Source organism: Brachyspira pulli (assembly GCF_036997785.1).
In the GTDB taxonomy this organism is placed as follows: domain Bacteria; phylum Spirochaetota; class Brachyspiria; order Brachyspirales; family Brachyspiraceae; genus Brachyspira; species Brachyspira pulli.
Genome location: NZ_JAWLQI010000063.1, coordinates 1 through 19,559, shown reverse-complemented (window position 1 = coordinate 19,559; position 19,559 = coordinate 1). Strand labels below are relative to the sequence as shown.

General features: G+C 25.1%; 15 protein-coding genes and 1 pseudogene. 5 read left to right on the top strand and 11 right to left on the bottom strand.

Annotation, left to right across the window (positions count from 1 at the left end):
- Window positions 1–46 precede the first annotated feature (46 nt).
- The gene (locus R4K56_RS12205) at window positions 47–883 is read right to left on the bottom strand and encodes a tetratricopeptide repeat protein (protein ID WP_335772697.1); all 837 of its coding nucleotides are present in this window, start codon (window positions 881–883) and stop codon (window positions 47–49) included.
- A 167-nt stretch (window positions 884–1,050) separates the two neighbouring features.
- Between R4K56_RS12205 and R4K56_RS12200 the strand changes: the two genes are divergently transcribed.
- Window positions 1,051–2,202, top strand: coding sequence for an iron-containing alcohol dehydrogenase (locus R4K56_RS12200; RefSeq protein WP_335758403.1), 1,152 nt, complete (start codon window positions 1,051–1,053; stop codon window positions 2,200–2,202).
- Here R4K56_RS12200 and R4K56_RS12195 read toward each other — a convergent pair whose 3' ends face one another.
- From R4K56_RS12195 to R4K56_RS12165, 7 genes and pseudogenes are all read right to left on the bottom strand, one after another.
- Complete coding sequence (locus R4K56_RS12195; RefSeq protein ID WP_335758404.1) at window positions 2,203–3,066, bottom strand: ribonuclease H-like domain-containing protein; 864 nt, start codon at window positions 3,064–3,066, stop codon at window positions 2,203–2,205. It abuts the gene before it with no gap.
- Window positions 3,067–3,099: 33 nt separating this feature from the next.
- Window positions 3,100–4,518 (bottom strand): cysteine--tRNA ligase, encoded by a 1,419-nt coding sequence (gene cysS, locus R4K56_RS12190; RefSeq protein ID WP_335758405.1) that lies wholly within the window; start codon window positions 4,516–4,518, stop codon window positions 3,100–3,102.
- Window positions 4,519–5,147: 629 nt separating this feature from the next.
- Window positions 5,148–5,729: a hypothetical protein gene (locus R4K56_RS12185; protein ID WP_335758406.1), complete on the bottom strand. Its 582-nt coding sequence runs from the start codon at window positions 5,727–5,729 to the stop codon at window positions 5,148–5,150.
- 470 nt (window positions 5,730–6,199) lie between these two features.
- The gene (locus R4K56_RS12180; RefSeq protein ID WP_418232752.1) at window positions 6,200–7,105 is read right to left on the bottom strand and encodes an alpha/beta hydrolase; all 906 of its coding nucleotides are present in this window, start codon (window positions 7,103–7,105) and stop codon (window positions 6,200–6,202) included.
- A 21-nt stretch (window positions 7,106–7,126) separates the two neighbouring features.
- Window positions 7,127–7,795: pseudogene (locus R4K56_RS12175) on the bottom strand (DUF6320 domain-containing protein).
- 3 nt (window positions 7,796–7,798) lie between these two features.
- Window positions 7,799–9,064 (bottom strand): alcohol acetyltransferase, encoded by a 1,266-nt coding sequence (locus R4K56_RS12170; protein WP_335772696.1) that lies wholly within the window; start codon window positions 9,062–9,064, stop codon window positions 7,799–7,801.
- Between the two features lie 164 nt (window positions 9,065–9,228).
- Window positions 9,229–9,681 carry a VOC family protein gene (locus R4K56_RS12165; protein ID WP_335772695.1) on the bottom strand — a complete coding sequence of 151 codons (453 nt, stop codon included), beginning with the start codon at window positions 9,679–9,681 and terminating at the stop codon, window positions 9,229–9,231.
- A 180-nt stretch (window positions 9,682–9,861) separates the two neighbouring features.
- On the opposite strand from R4K56_RS12165, the gene R4K56_RS12160 reads away from it, so the two are divergent.
- The 4 genes from R4K56_RS12160 to R4K56_RS12145 all read left to right on the top strand — a co-directional run bounded on the left by R4K56_RS12160 (window position 9,862) and on the right by R4K56_RS12145 (window position 15,809).
- On the top strand, window positions 9,862–10,605 hold the full coding sequence (locus R4K56_RS12160; RefSeq protein WP_297299927.1) for a YebC/PmpR family DNA-binding transcriptional regulator: 744 nt from the start codon (window positions 9,862–9,864) through the stop codon (window positions 10,603–10,605).
- A gap of 19 nt (window positions 10,606–10,624) precedes the next feature.
- On the top strand, window positions 10,625–11,098 hold the full coding sequence (gene ruvC / locus R4K56_RS12155) for a crossover junction endodeoxyribonuclease RuvC (protein WP_335772694.1): 474 nt from the start codon (window positions 10,625–10,627) through the stop codon (window positions 11,096–11,098).
- Window positions 11,099–11,948: 850 nt separating this feature from the next.
- Window positions 11,949–13,523, top strand: coding sequence for a tetratricopeptide repeat protein (locus tag R4K56_RS12150; RefSeq protein ID WP_335772693.1), 1,575 nt, complete (start codon window positions 11,949–11,951; stop codon window positions 13,521–13,523).
- Window positions 13,524–13,565: 42 nt separating this feature from the next.
- A complete protein-coding gene (locus R4K56_RS12145) occupies window positions 13,566–15,809 on the top strand; it encodes a tetratricopeptide repeat protein (protein WP_335772692.1) in 2,244 nt (747 codons plus the stop codon).
- Window positions 15,810–16,227: 418 nt separating this feature from the next.
- Here the strand turns inward: R4K56_RS12145 and lgt are convergent, their stop codons facing one another.
- From lgt to R4K56_RS12130, 3 genes are all read right to left on the bottom strand, one after another.
- On the bottom strand, window positions 16,228–17,169 hold the full coding sequence (gene lgt / locus R4K56_RS12140) for a prolipoprotein diacylglyceryl transferase (protein WP_335758816.1): 942 nt from the start codon (window positions 17,167–17,169) through the stop codon (window positions 16,228–16,230).
- A gap of 171 nt (window positions 17,170–17,340) precedes the next feature.
- A complete protein-coding gene (locus R4K56_RS12135) occupies window positions 17,341–17,901 on the bottom strand; it encodes a geranyl transferase (protein ID WP_335758817.1) in 561 nt (186 codons plus the stop codon).
- A gap of 23 nt (window positions 17,902–17,924) precedes the next feature.
- Window positions 17,925–19,175, bottom strand: a complete 1,251-nt coding sequence (locus R4K56_RS12130) for an AAA family ATPase (RefSeq protein ID WP_335772691.1) — start codon at window positions 19,173–19,175, stop codon at window positions 17,925–17,927.
- Window positions 19,176–19,559: the final 384 nt, after the last annotated feature.

Below are 19,559 nucleotides of genomic sequence, written 5' to 3'. Positions count from 1 at the left end.
TAAATACAAATACTGCAAAGCTGATGTTTATTATTATTCGATTTGCTTAATTTCCTTGCTTTTTTATTAGGCTGAAATGTTTCTTATAATCTTTTAATTGATAATAGCATATAGCTAAATAACATATAGAGGATATATTATCTTCTTCAAGCAAACTTAATTGTTTATTAAAATTATCTATAGCATTTATATAGTCTTTAACAGATAAATGGCAAAGTCCAATATAATAGTATACAGAATCATTGTTTTGTGATATATATTTTGCTTCTAAAAGATTTTCTAATGCTTTTTTATATTTATCTATTCTATAATATGATATTCCAAGCAGCAGTATTGATTTATAATCTTTTTCATTATTTTTACTGTATAATTCTATAGCTTTTTCTAAATATTCTATGGCCTCATCATAATTTTCTAATTTATAATAGCATAGTCCCACTGATTTGAAATTTTCAGGATTATTGTTATCTATGCTTAATACATTGCTGTAATATTCTAATGCTTTTTGATAGTTAGATAAGTTATAATATCCGGAAGCTATCCATCTATGTATATTATGATTATACGGAGATAATTCTAATGACATTTCCAAATATTTGATTGATTTTTCATATTCATTTATATTGTTATATGAGGCTCCTAAGTAGAAAAAATAATAATAATGTATATGTGTTTTATTTTTTATTGCCATATCAAAGGCTTTTTCAAAGTATATAATAGCCCTTCTGTAATCTTGAAGCATATATAAAGAAAATCCAGCCCTAAAATAGTATATAGAATTTTCTTCAAACTCTAATAACTTTTTATATACTTCAAAAAGATTCTTATAATCTTTATTATTGTATAGTTTTTCAGCTTTTTTTATATAATATTCTTTATTCATAATTATATATAGTAACTTATTATCTATATTTAAAAAACTCAATAGTTAACGATATGTCAAAAAATAATAATTAAAAATTTACTGTTAAATTATTCATATAGTTATTAATAATTTTAGCTAATCTTTCCGAGAATTATAATAAGAAATATAAGTATGTAGAGAATAATATGGCTATAATAGAATTTAACATACCTACAAAAATAACATTTGGAGTAGATTCTCTTGATTGTTTAGCGGATACTATAAAAAAGTACGGCGGAAGAACAGTTCTAGTAACAGACGGAGCTTCTTTCAATCAAACTGGATTAATAGATCAAGTAGTAAATAAGCTAAATGATAAATTTATTAATGTAATGGTATATTCTGACATAAATTCAACAAGTACAAGCGATGCTGCTGATATAATTGCCAATTTGGTAAGATATAGCAAAGCAGAATCAATAGTTGCTGTAGGCGGATTTAAAATACAAAATACCGCTAAAGGTGCTGCTGTTGTTGTTACTAATAGTGGTGAGGCTTCTGACTATATTAATGGCCAGCCTGTATATCATAATCCTTTGCCTGTTATAGCTGTACCTACTATATTAGGTTCTTTATCTGAAATATCTACTGGAATGTGTCTTTATGACAAATATGATGAAATAAATAAGCAAAACAATGAAAGTAATGTTTTTGCTTCAAATTGTATAATAGACCCTTCATTATATCTTACAGTTCCTGTAAAATATACTATAAGCAGTGCTTTATCTGTATTTGCTTTATCTTTTGATATATATATGAGCAATACTCTTACAAGCATAACAGAGCCATTAATAGTTCATGCTATGAAAATAAGTATGCAGGGCTTAAAAAAATTAATAGCAGACAGTAATAATGTTGAGAATATTGTACCTTTAGCTACTGCCAATATGTTATGTGCCGCATCTGCTTGTCATAGTTCTTTAGGTGCTATAAGAGCTTTATCTATTGCTATAAATAGTGTTTATGCAGTTAATAAATCTATGGTTTGTACTATATTATTGCCTCATATAATGGAATATTATATTACTGTTGCACCTGATAAATATGTTGTATTAACAAATGTTATAGACGGTATAGACCCAGAGATGACACCTTTTGAGATAGCTAACCAATCAGCACAGCATATAAAGAAATTCTTACTTAATATCAATTTGCCTACAAGATTAAATGAGATAAATATAGACAGAAGCAAATTTGATAAGGTTGCTGAATTGGCATTGCAGTATAGCGGTATGGATCAGCTTCCTAGAGCTATGAATTTTGATTCTATAATGACTATATTAGAACAGGCTTATTAATTAATCTTCGCTTCTAGGAGCATATTTATATGGTTTCTTATGAAGTGCCTCTATAAGTTTTCTATTAGGCTTATAATTAGTTATAGTTGGCAGTGTTTTATATTCTATAGTTTGGCAATTATATTTTTCAGCATATTTATTGTATGCTAAGCACATTAAATATTCCAAGTTGATAGTGTCAAGTAAATTATAATGTATTAATGAATCTATAGCTGTTTCATCTTTAGTATCTTGATAATAATTCCACAGTAAAACGGCGGTGTATCCATTAACACCTACCATGTCATCACCTCTTGAAATACCTACATCTTGTTCTATTTTTTTTAATCCGCCGGTATAACCTAAATCCTTTAAAACAAAACGCAAATCTATTTGGGCACATTTTATTGTTGTAGCAAAGTATCTTTCTAAAAATGGTATATCAAAACAAGATCCATTAAATGTAACAACTATAGAGTAGTTTTTTATATAATCCAAAAACTCATGTTCATTTCTGCCATGTACAAATACTTTCATATATTTGCCGTCATAGCAGCCTATAACTGTAACATGAGCTTTTGAAGGTTTTATTCCAGTAGTTTCTATATCCAAAAATACAGTTTTATCCATAAGGGCTGGATAAAGTCTATATATAATTGGAGTAGGGAACCTCTTTAGAAAATAATTATAATTTTTTGTTTTATAATTATATATAGTTCTAGGCAATTCATCTTTTAATGCTTCCCTCATACTTTTGGGCATAGCATAGTAGTTTATTTTATCGAGAGTATCCTCCCAATCAATAACTCCTTCTTCCCATAATAAACTTTCTTTCTTCTCTCCAATGCCTTCTATATGCTGAAATGTTTTTTTTAGTAAATCCACATGATTGCCTTTATTTGTTATTTTGTATACAGTTTATTTTCTTTTCCACTTAACACCTTGTGGTGTATCCATTATTTCTATACCCATAGATAATAATTCATTACGTATTTCATCTGCTTTTTGATAATTCTTTTCTTTTTTGGCAAGTGTACGTTCTTCTATAAGTTTATTTATTTTTTCTTCGTCTTCACTACTGTTTTCTGCATCTGAAATTTTGAAACAATTTATTATATTATTTACTCTTTCTATGAATTTTAAAATAGCATCTCTTGTATTTACATTTATAGAATCAAAAGAAGTATTTATATTTTTTACAAGTGTAAATAATACTCCAAGAGCCTCTGATATATTCAAATCATTATAAATAGAATCTGAAAACTTTTCGTTAGATACTTCTAATTCTTTTAATAAATTTTCATTAACTTCATTTGAATCAGTTTTATTTATATCTTTTAATCTGAATATAAGATCATTTACTCTGTCAATAGCACTTTGAGATTGTTTTATACCTTCTATAGTGAAATTTAATTGTTTTCTATAGTGTGAGTTTATAAGAGAATATCTTATTGCTTCCGGAGAAAGTCCTTTATTGATTAAATCTCTTAAAGTATAGAAATTACCTTTAGATTTTGACATTTTCTCGCCGTCAACTATTAAATGCTCACAGTGAAGCCAATAATTAACAAATTTTTCATTGAAAGCAGCTTCATTTTGTGCTATTTCATTTTCATGATGAGGGAATTTATTGTCAACTCCGCCTGTATGTATATCGAAATGCTTTCCCAAATATTTGCAGCTCATAGCAGAACATTCTATATGCCAGCCAGGTCTTCCTTTTCCGAAAGGAGAATCCCAATAAACATCTCCGTCTTCTTCTGTATATGCTTTCCAAAGTACAAAGTCGCTTGCATTTTCTTTATCATATTCATCATTAAGTACTCTGCCAGAAGCTCCGTCTAATAATTCTTGTTTATCAAGATTAGCTAATTCTCCATATTGTGGGAATGTGCTTATTTTGAAGTAAACAGAACCGTCTGCCTCATAAGTATGTCCGTTTTTCTTTAGAAGTTCTATAATGTCAATCATTTCCTTTATATGATCAGTTGCAGCAGGATTGACAGTAGCTTTTTTTATACCTAATGTTTTTATATCTTCAAAGAATGCTTCTTTATATTGTTTAGTATAATCTTGTAAAGAAATATGATTTGCTTTAGAGTTTTTTATAGTTTTATCATCAACATCTGTCAAATTCATTACTAACTTAACATTATATCCATAATCTTCTAGTACTCTTCTAAGTAAGTCGCTGAATACATAAGCTCTAAAATTACCTATATGAGCATAATTGTATACTGTAGGGCCGCATGAGTACATTCCAACTTCATTTCCGTTTATAGGCTTAAATACCTCTTTTTCTCTAGTTAGTGAATTATAAAATATTATCTCTTTCATATTAAAAATTATTCCTTAAAATATTATTAACATTTTACTTAAAAGACTTTATTTGTCAAGGTACTATTATTCATTTTTTACAACTGAGTTCTTTATGTATAGTAGAATTATATACAGAAATAAACAATACTGTAATTATATACATTTTTAATTTTATTTACAATACCCGCCCTTTAAATTTATTGTTTTTATTTGTGTTTATTGAATTATTTTTCTATATAGTGTTTTAATGATTATTAAAAGCCCGCCCAAGTTTTGTATATTTTTTTTGATTAAATTAACGCACGGTGTATTATTTTTGATATATAGAGTAATTTATAAATAAAAATAATTTTTTTCTTTGATATTTTATTAAACGTGCGGTGAGCAGATTTTTTATGATAAAGGCGTAAAAATAAAAAATCCCCCTTAAAATAATTTAAGAGGGATAGTTTTTTATTTATTCAAAAATAAATAAAATAATTTTCTAAATATAACACTTAATAATAAAAAGTTACATAGGTTTATTCTTTTTTATTACTACAGTAGCCTGTTCTTTATATTTAGATATTAGACTTTTGAGATCTTTCTTCTCTTTTCCTTCTGTTTGTGCCATTATTTAATTCCTCCTTGAATAATGAATAATGTTTTTAGAAGCTGCCTTCTCTCCAAACTTTAAAGTCCGGATAGTCAAGCTTTTGAGATTTATCTTCATACCATTTGCAAACGGCTGCTGACATATTAATAACATAAAAGTTAAACTCTGTTTTCCAGCCATCATTTTTGAATTGGGCAAATGATGGTATAAATTTATTATTAATTGTTTCGTATATATTATTCTGTTCGGATTCTGTAGGAATATTATTATCTTTTATTGCTATTCTTAATATTAAATGAATAGACATGCAGGATAATGTAGATGTTAATCTGCTGTATTCATTAAACATTTGATCTTTAGATGAATTTTGTGATAATGTATCCATCCACAATTTAATAAGATTTCCAAGTGCTTCCAATTGTTCTGGGGTAGCATTTTTATCTGTAACGATATTGGCATATTGTTCTGCTAATTGAGCAAAAGTCATAGTGGAATTTTCATCAGATATTGATATATCTGCCACTTCTTCTATTTGCATTGATTTTACCATAGAATTATTCTCAGCATTTGCTTTAATATTTGTTGTTATAAACACAAATGAAACTAGCAATAAATAAATTAAACTTTTTTTCATAAAATATGTTTCCATTCATTTGTTATGCCTCTATTATCGTCATCAATTAATTTGTCAATAGACTTATTTTTTATTTGAAAGTATGAGTTTTTTATAATAAATATTGTTTGTAGTAATATTTTATGATAATTTGCTAATAAACTATAGAATGATGTGATTTTTTTATTATAATTCTTTTTAATCTATTCTAAATCCCGCCCTTTATCTTTATAAATTTATATAAAAATTATAGTGTTTTTATTTTTTAGCATTACAAAAGAAAAAGCATGCCCACCCAAGCGGAAATTAGATTTTTTATATTATTAACCGCACGTTTGATTACTTATTATTTATCATGTAAATTTGAAATAATAATAAATTTATTAATAATAAATCACACAACGTGCGGTATAAAAATAATATGTTTAAATATGATTATTTAATTTTTATTTATAATTTTATTTTTTTTATTTATTAAATTTCTCAAATTCTTAAATTTCTTCTATCCACTCAATTACTTTTGGGAATATATTCTCTCTATCCATTTTATTAAAGAATATTCCATTTACTAAATCATTATGGAAAATATTTTTATTTTTAATAACTATACATTTAGCCAAGTCTTTATTAAAGCTATTTATTTTATTAGAAAATGTAATTGCATTATCAACTTCGCATATAGGGTCTATTTCAGAATGTACGCATAATACTTTGGTTTTTTCTGTTCCGTCTATGTAGTTGTAAGGATTAACTGATTCCAAAGTGTATTCTTTTGAATCTCCTATAAGCTGATCTATCATAGAAGCTATTCTTTTGTTTACGCATACATCAAAATTAATTGGCCCTCCAAGTGATATATAGCCTTTAAAAAGACTTGAATCTACATTATATTTTTTCTGAAGTTCTTTATTATAAACTAATAATGCTCCAAGATGTGCCCCAGCAGATGAACCTACAACTATTATGTTTGAATAGTCTATATTTTTTTCTTTTAAAATAGAAAGTGCTTTGTTGAATCCTGAAAATACATCATCAATTTGATTAGGATATTGATATTTTGGAGTTAATCTGTATCCTAATAAAATAGTATGATATTTTTCTTTTGCAAATGCTCTGCCTACAAATTTATATAGATTAGGGTTTCCAGCTTTCCAGCCTCCGCCATATATATAAACTACTAAATATTTTTTTGCCTTTTCTTCAGGTTTTAATTGAGGCGGAAAATATAATATATATTGTGCTTTATTTTTATCAAATTCATATTTTAAGGGCTTTATTTTTTTATCGGCTCTTATCATATTTACTGCCATAGTAGGGAAGGTTAAATATTCTCCTACAAGGTGTTTTCTTTCTTCTGATTTCTCTTTTTTTTCTTCTTTGTCTTCTTGCATTTTCATAAAAAATACTCCTATATAAAACTATAAATTAAATATCTTTTTTATTGATATTATCAGCTCTTTATTAAAAAATATAAACATTATTATCATACAAATAACAGCAATTATAAATGCTAATAATCCGCTCCAATATACAAAATTAAATAATGAAAGTATTATCATTATCATAGATATAAATGAAGCTGATATTATATATGATACATATTCATTAAAATATTTTCTGTCTATTACGGCAATTATAAACATAGCTATATTTAAAGCTGCTTATAAAGGTGCTATAACATAATTAAATGACCATTTATTAAATCCAGTGAATATATCAATTATTATAATAAGCGGCAGAACTATAAAGAACTCTATAATAAGTTTTTGCCTTATATAAAGTGTTTTTGCAGTGAAACATACATAGGTAAAATATGCTGTTATTACTGATGAGGCAGATATTACAGACCAATTGAATTTATTTGAAGTGAATATATCAATAATAATTAATGCTATAACTGCTATTATTGAACATGTTAATATTAATTTGTTTATATTAATTTTATTTTGCATCTTATAAAATGATTCATAAGAAGGATATTCTTCAGGTATTATTTTGTTTTGTTTATTATTAAATTCTTTAAAGCATAGAGGGCATTTGTTTTTATTGGTTTTTATTTCTAAATTACAATTATTGCAGTATGACATATATTATACTCCAAAATCATTAGAATAAATTTCTATTTCTGAAATATTAGATATATATTTAAAGAAATATTTTATTATATCTGTTTCTATTATTGTTCTTTCAAATGTTATTGACAGTTTATCATCAAAACTGCATACTCCGCAATTTAATGGACTATGTATTGTAGGGTAGAGTACTGCTTCAAAATGACTTATATAATCTTTCATTTCATCAGGAAGTACTATGTTTCCAAAATTGGATATTGTCATTGTTTTTGTTTTATCTTCTATATGTTTGAATACCAAATTTATCATGAAATTTTTAATGAATAATGGTATGAATTTGGCAAATATATTATTTTCTAATTTTGTGTTTTCATATATGAAGTTTTTCATCTTTTCTTCATTTATTTTTTCTTTCATTTCATTTTTTACTATTTCAGTAATATTTTCAAATGTTAATTCCTTATTAGTTTCTACTTTTATATTAGCTATTCCAAAAAAATTTTTTAAAGATATTGATGGAAATATTTTTCTTAAATTAACAGGCACACATATAACTATATTCTTGCCTTTAAGTTTATTTTTTATTTTGGTTTCATATATAAAATAAACAAGAACTGATAAAATATATGCTGTGATTGTGATATTATATTTTTTACTTTCTTTTTTTATTTTGTTTAAACTTATAATACCATGAACAACATTATTTCCATATACTTTTAATGGCTTGCCTTTTATTAAATATATGTTTTTTATTTTATCTTCTCTTTTTGATTTTTCTCTGTTTCTAGTATGTACTTCAAAACTATCATCATAATCTTCTTTAGAGTATGTATCATCTTTGAGTATATCATTATTTTTATCATCAATGTTTTTTGAAGAAAGAATAAAATAATTATATAGTAAAGATTTAAAAAAACTTATAAGTGATGTGGCATCAGCTATAGCATGATTTATTTCAACGAAAACTCTATATTTATAATAACCAACTTTTACTAAATAGTTATTATTCAACTTATTATTATCAAAATAACAAGGCGGGTATTTATCTTCATGCACTATTAATTTTCTATGATTTTCTTCAAAGTAATTCCAAAATAATCCATTCTTTATTATCAATGCAAATGTAGGAAATCTTTTTATAGTAGTGTCTAAAGATTTTTGCAATATTTCAGGATTTACTTCTTCTTTTAAGACTGCGGACAATCTAAATATTGGCATATTCTTTTTATTTTTTATAGATACAAAAAGTTTTGCGGCATTGTCCAATTTATATAGATGCTTCATATTACTACACCATAATTTTATATTTATATTTTAAATTATTTGTTTTATTTTGCAATTATTAAATTTGGTATAATTAATATATTTAGTATATTATAGTTCATTTTTATTGTTTATGTTTTATATGCTCTTTAGTATTATAAATAAAATGTATAATATAAAAAAAATCAGCAATTTTCCATTAATTCTAATATTATTCCATCAGGATCTTTAAAATACAATGCTTTACTTTTTGAAAATCCATAAGCAGTAAAATCAAACTCTTGAGACTCTGATAAATATTCTACATTGTTATCAATTAAGTTTTTATATACTTTTTCTATATTATCTACTCTGAAGCAAATTTCTGATATTGAAATTTTATTTAATTGAGGTTTATCTTTTATAGTTTTATTATTTACAAATTCCAATAATTCTATAGGAGGGGATATTATATTATCGCTTCCATTAAGATAAGCAATTTTTACTTTACAATTATTCATAGCAAATAGTTTATCAGTTTCTTTGCCTTCCATAATAGCCTGACCTTTAAGAGTTAACCCTAAAATATCTCTATAGAATTTTATTGAGTTTTCTATATTGGTTACCGTTATTCGAACATGCATTATTTCTTTTAACATATAAATACCTATTGTTTATTTTTATTATTGTTATATAAATCTAACAAATTGACATAAAAAATCAATATTAAGAAAATATTTTTTAATAATTTTAAAAAGTTGACAATAGTTATATATTGATATATAATAAGTGCGAATTTAATAATCTATAAATAAAAATCCAATAAATAGAGGTGTAATATGTCAGGACACTCCAAGTGGGCTAGTATTAAACATAAAAAAGCTGCAAACGATTCAAAAAAAGGTAAAATTTGGTCAAAAATAGCAAAAGAAATAACAATTGCAGTAAAAGAGGGTGGCAGCCCAGACCCAGATCAGAATGCAAGATTAAGAATGGTTATAGTTAAGGCAAAAGGTACTAACATGCCTAATGATAATATAGATAGAGCTATCAAAAGAGGTGCTGGTGCTGGAGAAGGTGCTAATATCGAAGAAATGTCTTATGAAGGTTATGCTCCAGGCGGCGTAGCTATTATCGTAGATGTTGCAACAGATAATAAAAACAGAACTGCTGCTGAAATAAGATCTATTTTCAGTAAAAACGGCGGTAACTTAGCAGAGAACGGTGCTGTTTCTTGGCAGTTTAAGAAAAAGGCTGTTGTAATGATACCTGCTGCTGGAAATACTGAAGAAAGTTTAATGGACATAGTTTTAGATGCTGGTGCTGAAGATATTGAGCAAGATGAAGAAGTATTCACTATCACTGGACCTATGGAATCATTATCTTCTATAGTTGATGCTTTAAAAGCTAAAGGTATTGAGCCTGAAAGTGCTGAGATAGTACGTGTTGCTGATAACACTATGACTATAGCTGAAAGTGATGCTAAAAAAGTTATGAAAATAATTGGTCTTTTTGAAGATCATGATGATGTTTCTGCAGTAGCTACTAACTTAGAAATTACTGATAACTTAATAGAAGAATAATAATATTTTATCATAATAAATGATAACTTTAGGAATAGACCCAGGATTTGCTAGATGCGGTTATGCTTTTATTGAAGCTAAAAATTCCGTATACAAAATAGTGAATTCTGGGCTTATTGAAACCTTTCAAAATCAAGAATATAATCAAAGACTTTCCTTCATATATACTGAACTGGATAATCTAATAAAACAATATAAACCTGATAATGCGGTAATAGAAGAATTATTCTTTTCAAAAAATACAAAAACTGCTATAAAAGTTGCCGAAGCTAGGGGCGTTATAATACTTGCATTAACTCTTAACAATATTGAGTTTACAGAGTACAAGCCTAAAGAGGTAAAATCTCAGATAACAGGCAATGGAAATGCAAATAAAGATGCTATGATGAAAATGGTTAATCTATTCACTGGTTCAAATATTATTCAAGATGATACTGCTGATGCTGTGGCTATTGCATTGGCTCATGCATCAAGAAATAGAATTTTTAAATAATTTTTGCTTTATTCTAATTCCCGCCCTTTTATCTCTATTATTGTTATTATACATTTTTATTCAATTTTTCTTTAAAATATTGTCAGAAATTATAATACCCACCCAAGATTTTTTTTAATTTGATGTCTATTCACCGCACGCAGGATAAAATTATAAATGTAAATGAATTAATAATAATATTTTCATTATATAAAGTGCCGTTTACCGTGCGTTAAATAAATTCTAAATTTAATTAACACTTGGGCGGGTGCTGGAAATTCTGATTATGGTAATAAAGTAAATAAAAGTTAAAATATAAAAATAAAGTAATTAAGAATAAAGGGCGGGGTATGTGAATAAAGTTTTAAAACTTAATTACATTTGCCCACCCTCTAGGCTTTTTAATTTTTTCTGATATTTTTGTATTACTTTTCTTTTAAACTTTCAATAGTTATTTTAGCTGCCCACCCAAGTTGTATTTAAATTTATTGTATACTCACCGCACGCAGAATGAAGTTTATTAATATGAATCAATTAGTAATAGCATAATAATTATATAAATGAGTTAGCTTACCGTGCGTTGAGGAAATTCTAATATAATAAAAAATAGAAATTAATATTTATTTTTATATCAACTTTTCCCGTGGCAAAAGTTGCAAAAGCACATATTATTTTAATTTTTTATAAATATAAATTGATGATAATAACATTTAAATTATATATAAAATGCAGCTTACCATGCATCAAATAAAATTTTGTTAATAAATTTATATTTTTTAGATATATAAAAACAAGCAGTTTTTGCGACATTTTTTGTCATAGCATTACTTTATAATATTAATAAAGAGTTAATTAATAGGATCTAATGATTATGTATAAAACTATAAAAGAAAAAATTAAAGAAGCAAAAGAAATATTATCAAATGAAGCAGAAAATAAAGAAGCATTAAAAATACTATACACATCATATATTCAGATTAAAAACTATAAAAAATCAAAAATATATCTAGAGAAATATTTGGAGATAGAAAAAAACGATTATAATGCTTGGAAAATATTAGGTAATTACTTGGATATGTATGGTAATTTTAAAGAAGCTGAAAAAGCATATTTGAAGGCTCTTGAAATTAATGATAAAGATATAAGAGTATTTGCTAATTTAGCAAGAACTTATATTAAATTAGATGATAAAGATAATGCCTATAAAACTATACAAAAAGCTATTGAATTAAAAAGCAGCGATGAAGAAATGACAATAGGAATATCAAATATTCTATGTTCGATAAATAAATATGATGAAGCTATTAATCTGCTTGAAAATTTTTATCAAATCTGTTATTCAAAATCTTTAACTGAACAATTAGCATATATTTATGAAACAGTACATAGTTATGATAATGCTGTAGAGCTATATAAATTATTAAATGATGAAAAATCACTTTTAAATATATATCTATACTCAACAAATCAATTCAAAGAAGCATCAAAAATTTGCAGAAAAAATATATATATGGATTATTACGATTATGGATATAAATTAGCTGATATATATTTATTTCTAGGATACAGTAAAAAAGCAATAAAAATACTGAAATTGGCGAAAGATAATGATAAACATTTTTATATGCTAGCTTATATGGAAAGACTATCTAAAATTTATGAGGCTGCTAAAAAATATTCCAAAGCAGCATATATGAGAGAACAAATGGCTAATATAGACAAAAAAGAAGAAATAAACTGGGCTTATTTATCAAAATACAGATTTTTATCTAATGATTATGACAGGGCAATAGAATCAGCAAAAGAAGCATTAAAAATAGATAAAGACTATAGAGTTCCTTTATATTATCTTGCTGCAAGTTATAAAAAACAGGGAAAAGATAAAAAGGCTTATAAAATATATAATAAATTAATAAATAATTTTGAAAACAGAGCGGAAATATTAAAAAACTTTTATTATAAAAATATGTATAAGTACTGTGAAACAGAAGAAGAAAAAGAAGATTTTCATAATACAGATTGGAAACATGAAGGACTTGATGAAGAAGAATTATTATACACATTATTAAGCTATAAAGATTTAGGAGAATATCAAAAAATAAAAGAAGTTTTTAATGATTACATATACAGAGAAAAAGATAATAATAAAAAAGATATACATTTTTTTGAAAGTAAAAATATAAAAACATACATGAATGAATTTCATTATAATGATGGTTATATAACTTCTATTGAAATAGGAGAAATATTTGAAGAATTAGAAATGTATGAAGAAGCTTTATTTATATATTTTGATGTTCTAAATAAATATTCTTATGATAAAAAAATAGGCATTTATCATAGACTTTACAGCTGTTATAAAAAATTAAATAAACATGATTTGGCAAAAGAAATATTGAACATAGCAAAAGACATAGGAATTAATACAAATAATTTTGATGAATGATAAAGTTATAAATTAATTTTTTAGAAAAAATAGGAGAATAAAATGCAAGATAATAAAAAAAATTACACAATAGAAGAAATAAAAGAATTAATAAATAAAAGCATAAATAATGAAGAACTTGAATATGATGATGTACTTTACTATAAAGAAGCTCAAGAAATATTAAATAAGCATTTAAAAAATGATCCTAATAATAAAGAATTATTATTTTTATTAGCTTTGGTGCAGTATGATGATTCATATTTTAATGATGTATATGAAAAATTAAGAATAACATTAAAAAAACTTTTAAATCTTAATTATAAAAAAGATAAAGTTTTATACTATTTAGCAGCATCATATTATTATGACGGAGATTATGATAATAATAAAAAAATACAAAAACAAATTATTGAATTATTAGAAAATGCAATTGAATTAAATAATAAAGATTCTGAATATTGGTATTTACTTGGAACAGCACATTTCTTTGTTATAAAAGATTATGATAAAGCTATAGAGTTTCATAAAAAAGCAGCTGAAATAAATTATACAGAAACAATTTGTAACAATAAAGAATATTATTATTATAGATTAGGACAAATAAATTTATATTTAGGAAAAAGCCAAGAGGCTATAGAAAATTTTAAAAAAGCTATAAAAGATTCAATAGATTATTTTAATGATTTTTATGAAGTGTCTGATTATTGGCATTATTTAGGATTAAGCTATGAAAAAAACGGACAGTATGATGAAGCTTTGAAAAGTTATGAAAGGGCATTAGATATAAATATAAGAAGCGAGTTAGATGATTATTTTTATGATTGTTTAAAAGCATTAAAATCATTGTATGATTTATATAAAAAACTCGGTAAAAATGATGATGCTTTGTACGCCTTGAAAGACAGTATAGAAAAAGATATATCAGCACCATTTATGATTATACCTTTTTGTGATGAGGATTTTAAAGGAAGCGAAACTTATAATGATATAGTTCAGGCATATACTGATATTATAGATGGTAGTTGGCATTATTGTCAGTCAAATGCATGCCGTGAAGAGCTTGCAGATCTTTATAGAAGATATGGTGGAGAATATGATAAAGCTATAGAATTATATAATCAAATATCTATAGAAAATTATAAAAATATAGCTGAAACATATAGAGAAGCTAAAAATTATAAAAAGGCAATAGATACATATAAAATGATTATAAAAATGTATCCTGATGATGCATTGAATTGTTATATTAATATTGCACGTACTTATGAAAATGCAGAAAATTATAATGAGGCTATTGATTATTACAATAAAGCTATAGAAATTGACAGTGAAAATTCGGACTATTATATTAATATTGCTGAAATATATAAAAAATTAGAAAACTATGAAGAAGCTGTTAATTATTATAATAAAGCTATAGAAATTTTAAATGAGCCATGCAAATATCATGAAGAATTAGCAGAATGTTATGAAAGACTTGGAAAATACAATAATGCTATAGAAGCATATAAAGAATATTTTAAAATAGCTGATGATGAACTATTCATATATATAGAAGGCAGTAAACTTGATACATTAAAAAAGATTGCTTCTTTATATGATAAACTTAATGATATAGAAAATAGAAATTTATATTATGAAAAAGCCATAAAAAAATGCAGAGAACTTATAAAAGAATATAAGAGAGGCGAAAAAGAATATTTAAAAGAAATAGCAGATATTTATATAAAAATAGGAAATAAAGAAAAAGCATTTGAAATATATAATGACTTAATAAAAAACTATAATAAAAAAATATCAAGAAATAAAAATAATTATGGGCTTTTTGAAAAACAGGCTAATTTATATTTGAAAATTGATGATAAAGAAAGTACATTAGAAACATACAATAAAGCTATAGAAGTATGCCTTAAAAATATAAAAAGTTTTGAAAATAAAAAAATATCGATTTCAGATAATGATGATAAAAATAAAATAAGTTCTTATATGGAAGGTTTATCATATTTAGCATTTTTCTATCAAAAAGTTTCAAAACCAGAAAACTGTATTAATATTTATGAAAAACTTATAAAAATATATGAAGAAAATATAACAGATGATGAAGAGAGTACATTTTACTTAGAATCTATTGCAGAGCTTTATATAAAATTAAATCAAAAAGATAATGCTTTAAAAACATATAAAAGGATTTTAGAAATAGATAAAGATAATAATGAAGCAAAAGAAAAAATAAAAGATATAGAATCAGGAAAAGAGGTAGAAACAGCATGTATATTTGGATTATCGTATAATAGATACAAATAGCATTGTAAAACAAAAACGTATTTAAATAATAAAATATTGCTGAAAATGAATTATATATACCTAAACAACTATATTTTGTCAATTTTTACTTTTTATAAATGTAATTTTTGTTTATTAATAGTATAAAATATTATTAAGTTTTGTTTAAAATGTGAAGTAAAACCAATATTTATGTCAAAAATGCAGTCTTTCGCAAAGCGTATCTGAGCCTGTCGAGGATATAGGTTCTTTGTGCCAATACCACAGGCACTCCCTACGGTCGCAAAAGAACTGGGGGTGTGGGGGCTAGTCCCCACAAATAACCTAAATTTAAAATTGTATTTTTTGACAAACTCTAAAATGATAATATTATAAAAAAATAAAAGCCTAATATCTTTTACCATACTAGGCTTTATTATTAAGTTGATCGTTAATCAATTTATTTCTTTTTATTCTTTTTTGCTTCTTTTGTATTTACTTCAAGTGCAGGATTATAATCTTTTCTTGTGTAAATATAAACAAGCATAACAATACCAATTAACATCATAGGCATAGAATAAATAGCACCAGCTGTGATTGGGCCTACAGTCCATTCTGTAATATCTCTTGCAAATTGTTCTATTAAAGTTCTGAAAAGTCCGTAAAGGAAAATCCAAACCCAAAGCCTTGTACCAGGTCTTATCTTTTTATTCTTTTCACTTAAATAACCTATTAAAAAAGATACCAAAGCAAGAACAATACCTTCAAGAAATGCTTCATATAATTGTGAAGGGTGTCTTAATTCTGTATATGGTCTTATTGCTGGAAACATTGAAGCCCATCTATCATAACCGCCTACTGCATCATATAATGGAAATTTCATTCCTAAAAAAGAATCTGTAACTCTTCCGTAAAGTTCAGCATTCATAAAATTTCCAATTCTTCCAAAGAATAAACACAAACTGGCAGGAAGTGTGCCGTTATCTGTGATATTATAAAAATCATATTTATACTTTTTGCTGAATATAAATAATGCTATAAACATTCCTATAAATCCGCCATGAAATGACATTCCGGCAAAACCAGTAAAAGTAAATCCATTATCAAGATTAATTCCTATTATTTCCCAAGGTGTTAAAAAACTTTTTGGCGAATAGAAAAGAAAATAACCAATTCTGGCCCCAACTATAGCCCCAACTGCGGCATAGAATACCATGTCATATATACCGCCGTTTTTCTCATCAAGATTGAATTTTATCCAGCCTCTTTTTTTAACAAAATATAGAATTATGCATGAAGTTAGAATACCAACTATATACATAAGTCCGTACCATCTTATAGCACCTAATATTGGTATGCTAGGCGGAAATACATAAGGAGTAAAAAATTCAGGATATGTCATATATTTTCCTTAAAATTATTTTTTTATCGCTAATGAAAAATTATTTGCTTTTTAATATATTTCAAGAACTTTATGCTAACAATTTTTATATATAGCTTATAATTATTATTTTTTTAATATAGGATAATACATTGAAATTATTAATCTATCAAGTACTAAATATTAAGAATATCATTTATCAAATTTATTAACAAAGTTATTTTTTAACTCATTTTCACTGTAAAAATTAATATCTTTTAATATGAAGCCTTTTAATTTTAATACTCCGCCGTATAATTTACTTTTTTTATTTGCTCTTTTCTGAAAATGGCTATTAAAACTTAATTTTCCATGTTTTTTGATATTATAAATCAATATATATTCAATGCTTGATTTTGAAAATTCAACTATACTATTTATATATTTGTATCCATTATTATATTTTATATCAGACAATATAAATAAGCTGTCATATATTTTTGTTTTTATATTATCTTCTTCTATCTTACCATTTTTAAATTCTAAAAAATATAAATGACTCTTATCCATAATATACAGTGCATCATTAGAAGCAGGTAAATAATTCAAATCTTTTTCATCTTTATAACACTTTGCTGCTTTATCAAAATTAATGACTGGTAATTTACTATTTGTCATATAATAATTATGATCATCATCAGAGGAAGTGTTTTCCAGAGTATCTATATTGTTTTTTAATATATCCGGCAGAGAGTCTATTATATCTTGTTTCATAATAAAAATTACTTTATAAAAAATTATTCATTAAAACTATTTTGTAAATCTTCGAGCTTTTCTATAGGCTGAGCCATTATATTGTATATATCTTCTATGCTGTCATTTACCAATTTAAAAACAGAATATTTATTTTCTATGTCTGCCAAATAATAATTAGTTTTTTCCTGCATACCATGTAATTTAGAATACATTTCTATAGCTTCTAAAAAATAAGGGCTATGAGTTGTTATTAAAATGTGTATATTAAACTCTTTTTGTAAAAGCACTATTATTTCAGCATATAAAAGCTGCCATTTCGGGTGAAGATGTATTTCTGGTTCATCTAATATTAATATATCATCTTCTTTTAAAGCATTTCTCTCTAAAAGCATTTTTATAATAGCAAAAGATTTTAGCCCTGCGGATAGATTATGTACAGATATAGGCTCATAGAAAAAATCTTGTTCAAAATAAAAATCTTCATCTTTTTCTACGATTTTACCATTTACTGCATTTGATAATTTATCATATATATTTTTTAATTTTTCTTCAGCTAAAATTTTATCCAATGTGTTTGGCTTTTCTGAATGCAGTATACTATTGATTAAATGCGATTCTGCTATAGACAAAGAATATGAATAATCATTTCTATCAAAAATAAATGGATTATCTATAAAATATATATTTCTGTTATAATGATAATTTAAATTTGTTTCTATGCATTTGTCATCTTTGAATTTAAAATATAAATCTAGTATATTAATTTCTGCTATAGTATCTTTTTCTATTCTGCTGTTTATTTGATTATTAAATATGTCATTAAAATATTCTTCTATTTTTTCAGCTGCTATTTTCTCATCTGGTATATTAATATATTCCTCTATTTTTTTGGACGCTTTTTTTATTAAATCAATAATATTTTCATCTTTAATATCGAGATATTCTTTAAAATTATCTATTAATATATCATAAATATTTTTTTTAGTATTGATATAAATAGAATACAAATTATAAGAGAAATTTTTAATTGTATCTAATCTTGGTATATTTTTTTCATAATAAATAAACCATTTTAATAGAGATTTATATAAATCAAAAACTTCTTTGTGTATAGAGTTTTTTTTATCAGATAAGATGGCTTCTTCAATATTATTCAATAAATTAAAACAAGAAAATAGAACTTTTCCTATTGTAGTTTTACCTGTATTATTTTCGCCTGCTATTATGGTGATGCCGTCTATATTTATTTCTGCTTCTTTTATTCTAGCGAAATTTTTTATAGTTAATTTCATTTGTTTAGCCTTAAAAATAGTAAAGTTTCTTTATTATATCATTTAATAGATTTTTTTAAATGTTTATTTTTTGTTTAAAATATATATAAATAATCATATTTTATAATTTATTAAATGTAAGATATTGTTAAGTTTTGTTTGAAATGTAATGTAAAACTAATTTGATTAAAAATGCAGTCTTTCGCAAAGCGTATCTGAGCCTGTCGAGGATATAGGTTCTTTGTGCCAATACCATACCTAAAGGTACTCCTTTTAGTCGCAGGCACTCCCTACGGTCGCAAAAGAACTGGGGGTGTGGGGGCTAGTCCCCACAAATAACCTAAATTTAAAATTGTATTTTTTGACAAACTCTAAAATTTTTAGTATATACCTAAACAACTATAT